Origin of the sequence: Collinsella sp. AF14-35 (genome assembly GCF_003464565.1) — a bacterium.
Taxonomy (GTDB): Bacteria; Actinomycetota; Coriobacteriia; order Coriobacteriales; family Coriobacteriaceae; genus Collinsella.
Genome location: NZ_QRZD01000008.1, coordinates 1 through 11,874 on the forward strand (window position 1 = coordinate 1; position 11,874 = coordinate 11,874).

Here is an 11,874-nt window from a genome sequence, read left to right on the forward strand (position 1 = left end):
GTACGGATGAATATGGGAGGTGTTCGGATGAAGTTGCCAATCAAGGTTTTGCAGTTTTTCAAACAATTCTGCTGTATTTGCAGCTATACTCCATAACTGTCGTGTAGGAATTACGTAGACAAAAAGGAGGTTATGTGATGGTAAGTATTGTTCTTGCTAGCCATGGTGACTTGGCGGCTGGAATCAAGCAGACGGGCTCGATGGTCTTTGGCGATCAGCCGTCTGTTGCCGTGGTCTCGCTCGAGCCGAGCATGGGCCCCGACGACTTCCGTGCCAAGGTCGAGGAGGCAATCGCTTCCTTCGAGGACCAGGAGCAGGTGCTCTTCCTCGTTGATCTGTGGGGCGGCACGCCGTTCAATCAGATCAGCGGGCTCATCGAGGGCCACGATTCCTGGGCTATCGTCACCGGTGTCAACCTGCCTATGCTCATCGAGGCATATTCGCAGCGCTTTGACGCAAAGAACACTGCACATGCGATCGCAAAACATCTCGTGACTGAGGCTAAGGCCGGCGTGCGCGTCAAGCCCGAGTCTCTGGAGCCCGAGGAGAAGAAGCCGGCTGCGGCCGCCGCTGCTCCTGCGGGTGCCATTCCTCCGGGAACGGTGATCGGCGACGGGCACATCAAGATCGCCCACGTCCGTATCGACACGCGTCTGCTGCATGGTCAGGTGGCCACCACGTGGACCAAGCAGATCAACCCCAACCGCATCATCGTGGTCTCCGACGGCGTTGCTCACGACGAGCTCCGCAAGACCATGATCGAGCAGGCTGCCCCTCCGGGAGTCCACGCCAACGTCGTGCCTATCAAGAAGATGGCCGAGGTCGTCAAGGACACGCGCTTTGGCGACACCAAGGCGATGCTGCTGTTCGAGAACCCGCAGGATCTGCTCAGGGCCATCGAGGCCGGCGTCGACATCAAGGAAGCCAACATCGGTTCCATGGCCCACTCCAAGGGCAAGGTCGTCGTCACCAACGCTGTCGCCATGGGCGATGACGATGTCAAGACCATCGAGGCTCTCAAGGCCAAGGGCGTCAAGTTCGAGGTCCGCAAGGTTCCTTCGGATTCCTCCGAGGATCTCGACGCCATGTTGAAGAAAGCTAAGGCCGAACTGGCCGCTCAAGCATAGTAAAGGAGGGTCCGATACATGTCTGCAATCACTATTCTGCTTGTTGCGATTGTCGCGTTGCTTGCCGGTATGGAAGGCATTCTGGATGAGTTCCAGTTCCATCAGCCGCTCGTGGCATGCACGCTTATCGGTCTCGTAACCGGTCACCTTCAGGAGGGCATCCTCCTGGGCGGTTCGCTCCAGATGATGGCCCTTGGCTGGGCTAACGTCGGCGCCGCCGTCGCGCCTGACGCCGCTCTGGCCTCGGTCGCTTCTTCGATCATCATGGTGCTCGCCCTCAACGGTGGCGCCACCGATTCGGCCAAGGCCGTTACCGCCGCCATCGCCGTCGCCGTCCCGCTGTCGGTCGCTGGTCTGTTCCTGACCATGATCTGCCGTACCCTGGCTACCGCTATGGTTCACGGCATGGACGCCTGCGCCGAGAAGGGCGACTTCGCCGGCATCGAGCGTTGGCAGTACGCCGGCATCCTCATGCAGGGTGTTCGTATCGCCATCCCGGCAGTACTTCTGTGCATCATCCCGGCCGAGGCCGTTACCAACGCGCTTAACGCTATGCCCGATTGGCTGTCCGGCGGCATGGCCGTCGGCGGCGGCATGGTCGCTTCCGTCGGTTACGCCATGGTCATCAACATGATGGCCACCAAGGAGACCTGGCCGTTCTTCATCCTCGGCTTTGTCCTTGCTGCCATCCCTCAGCTCACGCTGATCGCCCTTGGCCTCATCGGCATCTCCCTTGCCCTCATCTACCTTGGCCTTAAGGATCTGGCCAAGCAGGGTGGCGGCATGGGCGGTGGCTCCGGCGATCCGCTCGGCGACATTCTGAACGATTACGAGTAGGAGGGGAGTGATACATATGGCAGAGAACAAGATTCAGCTCACCAAGGCTGACCGTAAGAAGGTTTGCTTCCGTCATCAGTTCCTTCAGGGCTCGTGGAACTACGAGCGTATGCAGAACGGCGGCTGGTGCTTCGCAATGATCCCTGCGATCAAGAAGCTCTACACCAGCAAGGATGACCAGATTGCCGCTCTTAAGCGCCACCTGGAGTTCTATAACACCCACCCTTATGTTTCCGCCCCCGTCATTGGCGTTACCCTCGCTCTCGAGGAGGAGCGCGCCAACGGTGCTCCGATTGACGACGTCGCCATTCAGGGCGTTAAGGTCGGTATGATGGGCCCGCTCGCCGGCGTCGGCGACCCCGCCTTCTGGTTCACCCTTCGCCCGATTCTGGGCGCACTGGGCGCTTCCCTGGCCCTGTCCGGCAGCATCGCCGGTCCGCTGCTGTTCTTCTTCGCGTGGAACATCATCCGTTACGCCTTCCTGTGGTACACGCAGGAGTTTGGCTACAAGGTCGGCTCCTCCATCGCCAAGGACCTCTCCGGCGGTCTGATGGGCAAGGTCACCGAGGGTGCTTCCATCCTGGGTATGTTCATCATCGGCGCCCTGGTCGAGCGCTGGGTGTCCATCTCCTTCACCCCGGTCGTCTCCAAGGTCACGCAGTCCGCTGGCGCCTATATCGACTGGGCCAACCTGCCCGCCGGTTCTGAGGGCATCAAGCAGGCATTGACGATGTACAGCTCTGTCGGTGCCAACGCACTCGACCCGGTGAAGGTCACCACGCTTCAGGCCAACCTCGATCAGCTCATCCCCGGCCTTGCCGCCGTGTGCCTGACCCTTCTGGTCTGCAAGCTCCTCAAGAAGAAGGTCAGCCCGATCGTCATCATCCTGGCTCTCTTCGCCGTCGGCATCATCGGTCGCGTCTGCGGCTTCATGTAAGCACGCTTCGGCTTAAGACCGAGAGTTGCTAGGCAAGGGCTTTTGAGCCATTGAAACGGACCGCACCCGGTGGGTACACTGGATGCGGTCCGATTGTTTTTATTGGAGGGCGAGGCGCGTATGGCGCAATCTCAGAACAGCACGGTCGATCTGGCAACGCCGGCAACCTGCCTGATGGGGCTTACCAGTCACGGTAACGTGATGGTGGGCAATAAGGCGTTTGAGTACTATAACGAGCGTAATCCCGAGGATTATATCCAAATCCCGTGGGACGAGGTCGACTATATTGCCGCCGAGGTTTTGCGCGGCACCAAGAAGATTACGCGTTTTGCCATCTTTACCAAAGAGAATGGCCACTTTACGTTTTCGACGCGCAATGACAAGGAAACGCTTCGCGCGGTGCGTAAGTACATTGACGAGGACAGGCTCGTTCGTTCGCCCGACTTTATCGATGTGACGGCCAAGGGCGCCAAGAGCATCCCCTCCGTTATCAAAAACCTTTTCCACAAAGGCAAGTAGTCATTAAAGAGCGCCCCCTCAAAGTGGGGCGCAGTCTCCCATGTGGCTCGATCGGGAAAGTGCATCCCAGTTCGAGCGTCGATTCCGGGATGTAGTTTCCGGAACGGGGTCGTTTGGGAAACCGTGTCCCGTTTCGAGCCGAAATTCTGGGTCACAGTTTCCCAGCGAGGTCTCATGGGGAAAGTCTGACCCAGAATTTGCCTGGATAGTGGGACGCACTTTCCGGAGGGCTGTTCCACCGCAACTTCGAAGAGTGGGTATACGCTGCATTACAGCGGCGTAAATCTGCTACACTAGTACAACATGCCTCCGTAGCTCAGGGGATAGAGCACCGCTCTCCTAAAGCGGGTGTCGACGGTTCGAATCCGCCCGGGGGCACCAGAGATTTGTCGAGCTCGGTACCGCTACGGTGCCGGGCTCTTCTGGTCTAAGGGCAGGGTTCGAGCCGTCGGCGCCCGCGTCACTCATTTCCCCGCGGGGAGGGGTTGAATTCGCCCGGGGGCACCAGAGATTGATCGAGCCCGGTACACCGCCACGGTGCCGGGCTCTTCTGGTTCATGCAATGTCAAAAACGAAGCGCCCGCTTGCTGGGGGAGCAAGCGGGCGCCTGTGAGTGAATATGTTTGCGGCGAGAGCCGTAATGGGCGGTGGGGTGGCGACTAGTTGGCCGTACCGGAATCGTCGCCCGTGCCCGAGCCCGAACCCGAGCCAGAAAGTGCGACCGTCAGCGTAATCGTGCTGTCGGTAGACTGTTTGCCGGTGGGGGAGACGCCCGTAACGGTGGCGTTTTCATTGCCGCTCACGGGGTTGCCGTTTTGATCGCAGAATGCGATGTTGTAGAACCCGGCGTTGTTGAGCGCGGTGACGGCCGCGGAGATGCTCTTGCCGTACAGGTTGCCCGGAACGCTGGCCTTGCCGGACTTCTTGGCAATGACGACGGTAATCGTGGCGCCAGGCTTCTGCTTGCCGCTGGGGTTCCAGCTAATCACGGTGCCCTCGGTAACCGAATCGTTCTCCTGGTAGCTCACGTCGACGCCAAAGCCTGCCATATCGAGGGCGTTGCGCGCCTGGGCCTCGGTCATGTCGGTCAGATCGGGGACGGAGGTGGTGTCAGGACCGCTGGAGACCTTGTACGAGATGGTCGTGCCCTTCTCGACTTCCTTACCGGGTTCGGTGCCCTGCTCAAAGACCTGGCCCTCATCGGCCTCGTTGGCCTCCTCGGAGGCGTTGCCCTTCAGGCCAACGCTTGCCAGCGCGGCTTCTGCCTGGTCCTTGGTCAGGCCGACAAGCCGGGGAACCTCAACCTTCTCGGAGGGCTTGGGGCCCTTGGAGATTACCAGGTTCACCTTGGTGCCCTTGGACTTCTTGGTTTTGCCGTTGGGCGTCTGCTCGGCGACCTTGCCCTCGTCGATATCGTCGTTGTAGCTTTGGTCGATGGTGCCGACCTCGAGGCCGGCTTCCTTGATCTGCTCGACGGCAGTCTGCTGGTCCTTGCCCAGCACATCGGGCACGGTGACCTGCTCGCCGCCAAAGAGTCCTGTGGCAAAGGCCACCACGATACCGATGACGGCAACGGCTGCCACCACGGCGGCGATGATCTTGTTCTTGTTGGATTTGGGCTTTTCGACCTCGTAGGAGCCGGTGGAGCCCGAAACCGAGCTACGAGCGGTATTCTGGCCGCTCACGCCCGAGACGGGACGTACCATGGCGCGCGTCTGATCGGAAAGCTCGCGAGTCTTGGTGGCGCCCAGCTCACCGGGTGCACCGATGATGCGCGTGGGCTCCGAGATGTTGACGGCACGGCCCGACAGGTAGCTGTTGAGCACCTGACGCAGCTCGTCGGCGGTCTGGAAGCGGTTTGCCGGGTCCTTCTCCATGCACTTGAGGATGATGCGCTCAAGGTCGGCGTCGACACCGGAGTTGATCTGGCTCGGCGGAATAGGCAGCTCGTTGACCTGCTTGAGTGCGACCGAGATAGCGTCGTCACCGTCAAAGGGAACGCGGCCGGTGGCGCACTCATACATCACGACGCCCAGCGAGTAGATATCCGAGGTGGGGCCGAGGTCCTGACCACGGGTCTGCTCGGGGCTGACGTAGTGGGCGGTTCCCAGCACGTTGTTGTCTTGCGTGAGGTGGCTGTTCTTGGCGCGCGCGATGCCAAAGTCCATCACCTTGATGTTGCCGTCGGGCAGCACCATGATGTTCTGCGGCTTAATGTCGCGGTGGATGATCTCGTGCTTGTGAGCGACCGAAAGCGCGGAGCTGATCTGCGAGCCGATCTGGGCGACCTTCTTGGGGTCGAGGGCGCCGTGGCTCTTGATGCCGCTCTTAAGGTCGGTACCGCGCAGGTACTCCATGACGATGTAATAGGTGTCGCCGTCCTTGCCCCAATCGTAGACGCCCACGATATAGGGGGAGGAGAGACCGGCTGCTGCCTGGGCCTCCTGCTTAAAGCGTGCGGCGAAGGTTGCGTCGCCAGCATACTGCGGCAGCATGATCTTGACGGCTACCGTGCGGTCGAGGACCTGGTCCTGTGCACGGTAGACGGTCGCCATGCCGCCTGTCCCCACCTTATCCTTGAGGAGGTATCTTCCCCCGAGGACCCTCTGTTCCATTCCTGCTCCTAACATAACTATTCGCTCAACGATGTGTGTAGTACCTACGATGTGGCCGCTGGGGCCGTGTGGCGCGTTGCCGCTAACTCTTCGGCCGCGGCGCGCCTCGGGTGTCCGATTCGATCATGGGCATCACGCTCCCTGTGCGGCGAGCGCCGCGGTCAGGACGATGCCGGCAATCTTGGCCGCCTTGACGTCGTGTTTGTCGTAATCCTCCAAGGCCACCGAGATGGCGACCGTGGGTGAATCGTAAGGTGCAAAGCCAACGAACATCGAGTTGACGTTGGTGCCGCCGATCTCGGCCGAGCCGGTCTTGCCGGCGACCTTGACGCCGGGGACCTGGGCATCGGTGCCGGTACCGGACTGGACGACGGCGAGCATGGCCTGCTTGACCTGGTCGGCCGTGGCGGAGCTGACGGCCTGACCCAGCGAGCGGGACTGCGTGGTCTTGACCACAGTTCCGTCCGGGGCGAGTACCTGGGCTACAAAGTACGGGTCCATGACCACGCCACTGTTAGCGATGGCGGCGGCAATCACGGCGTTTTGCATGACGGTGGTCTGCGGGCCGGGCGTGTGGTCCATGCCGACAGGCTGGCCGGCGCCGGCCCAGGCGGTCTCCCACTCGGTCATGAGCGACGGGTCGGCCATGATGGAGGCTGTGGAGGTCAGGTCCTGGCCGAGCTTTTGGCCGTAGCCAAAGGCGTTGGCAAACTGCACGAGCGTGTTTGCGCCAACTTCGTTTGCCACCTGGCCAAAGACGACGTTGGAGGACACGGCAAAGGCCTGCTGCAGGCTGATGGTGCCGTAGCTCTCGTTGGCATAGTTGGTGACCGGCGCGTTGCCGATGTCCATGGAGCCGGGCGCCTGGTAGGTGCTGGTAAGGCTGGCGGTGCCGGTCTCGAGTGCCGCGGAAAGCGTAACGACCTTAAACGTGGAGCCCGGCGTGTACAGCGCGTCCATGGCGCGATTGTACATAGAGCCGTCCTCGCCGCCGCCCGTCTGCAGTAGGGCGTCGATGTTGGTGTTGTCGTAGGTGGGCGAGCTGGCACATGCGAGCACCGCGCCGGTACGCGGGTCGATGACCACTACAGCGCCCTTAAAGCCCTTGAGTGCCTGCTCGGCCGCCGTCTGGATGCGCGAGTCGATGGTGAGCTTGGCGGTGTTGCCCGGCTGGGTCTGGCCCGCGAGCGACGCGATGGCGTTGTTCCAGCTGGAGTAGTCCTTAGAACCGGTGAGCGTGTCGTTCATGACACTCTCGATGGCGGTGGTGCCATACTGCTGGCTCACGTAGCCAACCACGTGCGCTGCCAGGTTGCCGTTGGGGTAGGAGCGTACGTAGGTGCCGTCCTCCTGCTGCAGCGACTCGGCCAGCGTCACGCCGTCGGACGTGATGATGGAACCGCGCTGGATGTACTTGGAGCGGGCGATAGTGTGGTTGTTGGTCGGCATATCCTGATAGTCCTTGGCCTTGATGACCTGGACATAGGTGAGGTTGCCGATAAGGATGGCGAACAGCGCCGTAAAGGCGAGCACCGCACGGGTTAGACGGTTGGCGAGCGCAACGCGGCCGAGCACACCGGATTCAGGCGTGTCGAGCAGGCGACGGCGCATGCGCGAGCCGACGGAATGGCTGCCGCTGCCGTAGGAAGACGAGGTGGCAAAGCGTGTGCCCGTCGGGGCGGCGGCAGATGCGACCTGATCATCGGTGATGGCAGCCATGGTGCCGGTGCCGGTAAGCTCGGCCTCGCGTCCGGTCGCTTCGTCACCGGCGCGCAGCAGGAGCGCGACGATGATAAAGCTTGCCAGCAGCGAGGAACCGCCCTGGCTCATAAAGGGTAGGGTGACGCCGGTCAGCGGGATCAGGCGGGTAACGCCGCCCACGATTAAAAAGGCCTGGAAGCTGATGGCGGCCGTAAGGCCCGTGGCGCTAAAGGCGGCGAGGTCGGATTTAGCGCGGGCAGCCGTGGTGAGGCCACGCACGGCAAAGAGCATAAACAGGATGAGCACGGCGCCGCCGCCCAAAAGGCCCATCTCCTCGCCGATGGCCGAGAAGATAAAGTCGGACTCGACGACAGGGATGTTGTTGGCCATGCCGTTGCCGATACCAACACCGACCAGACCGCCATCGGCAAGCGAGAAGAGCGACTGGACGATCTGGTAACCCTGGCCCTGGGCGTCCTTAAACGGATCGACCCAAACCTGGAAACGCACCTGAACGTGAGACAGGAACTTGTAGGCGCCCACGGCTCCAACGGCTAAGAGCGCAAGGCCGATAACGACATACGAGAATCGTCCCGTGGCAACGTAGAGCATCAGCAAGAAGATGGTGTAGAACAGCACGGCCGAACCCAGATCGCGTTCGAAGACGACGACGAGCAGGCACACACCCCACACGGCAAACAGCGGCAGCAGCAGTCGCAGGCGAGGGATCTTAAAGCCCAGGATCTTGCGGTTGGAGATGGAGAGCAGCTCGCGGTTCTCGGCCAGGTACCCGGCCAGGAACAGCACGATAAAGACCTTGGCGAACTCGCCGGGCTGGATGGTAAAGCCCGCGATGCGAATCCACAGCTTGGAGCCCGAGATCGTGGTGCCGATAAAGATAGGCAGCATCAACAGAATGATGCCGATAATGCCAAAGGTGTACTTGTAGCGCATGACTACGTCGAGGTTCTTAACCAACGCGAGCGTTCCCACCATCAGGGCCACCGAGACAAACAGGATGATGAGCTGTGAGATGGCGAGAGCGGGGGCGAGACGCGTCACGAACGTGATGCCGATGCCCGAAAGCACAAAGACAATGGGCAGGATGGCGGGGTCGGCACCGGGCGCCAAGATGCGCACGGCAATGTGGGCCGCGGCAAAGGCGGCAAAGAGGCCGATCGGTACGGCGAGCGTCTCAAAGGAGATGGCAGCGCCCGCGGTGAGGACGTACATCGCATACAGCAGGATGACGGGGAACGCCGAGGCGATGAGCAAGAGCAGCTCGGTGTTGCGGCGACTCATAAGCGGCACTCCCTTTCTAGTTCTTTTCGGAGGCTTCGGCCTCGGCGGACTGTTCGGCGGTTTTCTCGGAATCTGATTCGGAGGTCGATCCCTGGTCGGTGTTGTCGCGAATCGTTTGCGCGTCGATCACCTGGCGGGTCTGCTCCTCGTCGATCTGGTGGCGGTACTTGGATATCGTGTCCTGCGCATCGTCGACACTTGTTTGCGGAATGCCCGCCTTGAGGCGGTTTTGCGTGTCTTCGGGCAGGTCGGACAGCTTGATACTGGTTTCGCTTTCGAGCCAGTGGAGCTTGAGTCCGAGCGGCTTGCCGGGCAGGCCGCGCCAGACGGCGACATTGCCCTGGTAGGTACCCAGGTAGTACGAGCCGGTGACACCCGTGTAGGCCCAGATGGCAGCCGCCAGCACCAAGACGAGACCTAAGACGACGCCGATGGTGACGTTGCGGCGACGCACGCGTTGCGCCTCGCGCATAACGCCATCGTCAACCAGGTCAACGACTACTACGGTCACGTTGTCGTGGCCGCCGGCGGCAAGCGCCGCGTCCACTAGGTTGTCGACGCAGATTTGCGCGGTTGAGGACTGCGTGGCGATGTTCTCGATATCGCTATCGGGAATCATGCTCGAAAGGCCGTCGGAGCACAGGATCAGGCGGTCGCCTTCCTCGATATGCAGAGTGAAGTGGTCGGCATACATGGCGGGGTCCGAGCCCAGCGCACGGGTGATGACCGAGCGGTTTGGGTGGACGCGAGCCTCGTCTGCCGTAATCTCACCGGCGTCCACGAGCTCCTCCACGTAGGAGTGGTCGCGGGTCACGCGGATGAGCGTGCCCTCGTGGAGCAGGTAGGCGCGAGAGTCACCCACGTGGGCGATGGCGAGCGTGTCGTTTTCGATATAGGCGCAAGTGGCTGTGCAGCCCATGCCGGGCTTGCCCAGGCCGTTCAGGGCCGCCTCGATTACGGCGGCGTTGGCTGCCTCGACGGCTGCGGCCAGGCGTGCTGCGTCGGCAGACTGAGGAGCTGTCTTGGCGATGGTCTCGACAGCGATAGAAGAGGCCACCTCGCCGGCGGCGTGACCGCCCATGCCGTCGCATACGCAAAAGAGCGGCGACTGCACCAGGTAGGAATCCTCATTGTGCGGGCGTACGCAGCCAACGTCAGAGCGGGCGCCCCACATGAGTTGCGTGGTGGTGCCGGCATCATAGGTCGAGTCGGTCTCGATGCGCTCCTCGGTCAGGGGCTCAAAGCTCATGGTCGAGCCGGGGTCTTTGAGCTTGGTCTCAACGGCGGCAACGTCGATCTCGGCTGTGTCACCGGGAGAGACGGTGTCGGTCTCGGCGTTTGATTCGGAATCGCCGGTGTCCGGGGAGCCGGGCTCCTCGGGCGCGCGGGCGGTCGACTCGTCGTCTTGCGGGCTGACGTCTATAGGCTCGGGCGCCGGCGTAGACGCGGGCGCAACCTCGGATGCCGGGGCTATGGGAAACGCCGGCGCGGCGGGCTCGGGTGCCGCAAACACCGCAGCGCTCTCGTTGATTGCCGCGGCTACGGGCTCTGCAAAGTGAGCCGGCGCCGGGGTTGCTTCGGACGCTGTGGGCTGTTCCGCAGCATGTGCGCCGATGGGCGCCGCTACGGCATTCTCTTCGTCCTCGTTATCGGCGAGATCCGAAATATCATGCGTTACATGCGAAAGAGGCAGGGAGAACACGGTGTCCTCGGGTTCCACGGGTGCGGAGCCCGCCGGAGCGGCGTGGGCCGGCGCAGCTGTGGCGGCAGCCGGTGCCTCGGTCATAGTTGCGGACTTGTTCTCCTCGTCGATCATCGACGGTTCACCTTCATGACCACGTCGCCAATCTGGACTTCGTCGCCCTCGCGCAGCGTTGCGGGCTCCACAAGCTGGCGGCCGTTGACGAGCGTGCCGTTAAGCGAGTTGAGGTCCTCGATGATGAGCGCCGGGCCCTGCAGCGAAAAGCGCGCATGCGAGGCCGAGACGAACGGTTCGTTGATGCAGATGTCCGAAGATGGCGAGCGACCGACGATGACGGGGCCGAGCATGTCTACGTGGATGCCACGGATGCCGCGCGGGCCCTTGTCCACATCGATCGTCCAGATAGCCGAGTCGCGGCGCTGTCCGCGCACAAGTCCCACGCCGGTCTTCATGACGGCGAACAGGAAGATATAGAGCAGGGCGACCAGGACGATGCGGCCTGCAAAAAGGACGATATCGATGTTCATAAGCGACTATCCCCTAAATTCAAAGGTGCTCAGGCCAAACGTCAGCAGATCGCCGTTGCGCAGCGGGCAGCGCGTAATGCGGCGGTTGTTGACGAGTGTGCCGTTGGTGGAATTGAGGTCCTCGATCGACCAATCCGAGCCCGTAAAGGTGAGCTGGGCGTGGCGGCGCGACACGTTGGGGTCGCGCAGGGCAATGTCGGAAACTGAGCGCTCGCGACCGATGGTCACCTGTGCGGAGGTGATGCTATGGCTCTCGCCGCTCACGACGTCGACGAGCTGGGCGAGCGGGCGCTGCGGGGCGCGAGTGCTCGCCATGTTGGAAGCGATGCCGGCTGCGGCGCCTAGGCCCACGGCGGCACCGGTCGCGGCGGCTCCGCCCATGCCGGCAAGCGCGTCGCGCGAGACGGTCTGCGGCACCGGGATGGGTGCGGCGGCGGGGTCGGGGACGCTAGGCGCGAAGGGGTCTGCCACGGCAAGCGGGTCGGGAGCGGCGGCGCGAGGCGTCGGCTGCTGCTGGGGCATGGCGGCGGGGCGCTGCTGCTGCGGGGCGGCAAACTGCTGCTGGCCGGCGCGCGGGGCGCTGGCGGCGCGGCTTTTCGCGGGGGGG

Annotated in this window: 9 protein-coding genes and 1 tRNA gene; 5 read left to right on the top strand and 5 right to left on the bottom strand. The window is 62.3% G+C overall.

Annotated elements, in window-relative coordinates:
• Window positions 1-137 precede the first annotated feature (137 nt).
• From DWW12_RS03995 to DWW12_RS04015, 5 genes are all read left to right on the top strand, one after another.
• Window positions 138-1,127: a PTS sugar transporter subunit IIB gene (locus tag DWW12_RS03995; protein ID WP_089573275.1), complete on the top strand. Its 990-nt coding sequence runs from the start codon at window positions 138-140 to the stop codon at window positions 1,125-1,127.
• An 18-nt stretch (window positions 1,128-1,145) separates the two neighbouring features.
• On the top strand, window positions 1,146-1,964 hold the full coding sequence (locus tag DWW12_RS04000) for a PTS mannose/fructose/sorbose transporter subunit IIC (protein WP_089573274.1): 819 nt from the start codon (window positions 1,146-1,148) through the stop codon (window positions 1,962-1,964).
• A gap of 16 nt (window positions 1,965-1,980) precedes the next feature.
• Entirely contained in the window at window positions 1,981-2,901 is a 921-nt protein-coding gene (locus DWW12_RS04005) for a PTS system mannose/fructose/sorbose family transporter subunit IID (RefSeq protein WP_117564942.1), read from the top strand.
• Between the two features lie 120 nt (window positions 2,902-3,021).
• Entirely contained in the window at window positions 3,022-3,420 is a 399-nt protein-coding gene (locus DWW12_RS04010; RefSeq protein ID WP_117855098.1) for a DUF956 family protein, read from the top strand.
• A 305-nt stretch (window positions 3,421-3,725) separates the two neighbouring features.
• A tRNA-Arg gene (locus DWW12_RS04015) sits at window positions 3,726-3,801 on the top strand.
• Window positions 3,802-4,079: 278 nt separating this feature from the next.
• On the opposite strand, the gene pknB is transcribed toward DWW12_RS04015, so the two are convergent.
• The 5 genes from pknB to DWW12_RS10000 form a co-directional block, all read right to left on the bottom strand.
• On the bottom strand, window positions 4,080-6,035 hold the full coding sequence (pknB, locus tag DWW12_RS04020; RefSeq protein ID WP_117855100.1) for a Stk1 family PASTA domain-containing Ser/Thr kinase: 1,956 nt from the start codon (window positions 6,033-6,035) through the stop codon (window positions 4,080-4,082).
• Window positions 6,036-6,167: 132 nt separating this feature from the next.
• Window positions 6,168-9,038 carry an FtsW/RodA/SpoVE family cell cycle protein gene (locus DWW12_RS04025; RefSeq protein ID WP_117855102.1) on the bottom strand — a complete coding sequence of 957 codons (2,871 nt, stop codon included), beginning with the start codon at window positions 9,036-9,038 and terminating at the stop codon, window positions 6,168-6,170.
• A 16-nt stretch (window positions 9,039-9,054) separates the two neighbouring features.
• Complete coding sequence (locus DWW12_RS04030) at window positions 9,055-10,854, bottom strand: Stp1/IreP family PP2C-type Ser/Thr phosphatase (protein WP_117855104.1); 1,800 nt, start codon at window positions 10,852-10,854, stop codon at window positions 9,055-9,057.
• The gene (locus DWW12_RS04035) at window positions 10,851-11,267 is read right to left on the bottom strand and encodes an FHA domain-containing protein (protein ID WP_006235180.1); all 417 of its coding nucleotides are present in this window, start codon (window positions 11,265-11,267) and stop codon (window positions 10,851-10,853) included. Before DWW12_RS04035 ends, DWW12_RS04030 begins: the two co-directional genes overlap by 4 nt.
• 6 nt (window positions 11,268-11,273) lie before the next feature.
• Window positions 11,274-11,874 (bottom strand): FHA domain-containing protein (locus tag DWW12_RS10000; protein WP_233544224.1); only part of this gene is annotated, 601 nt, incomplete at its 5' end.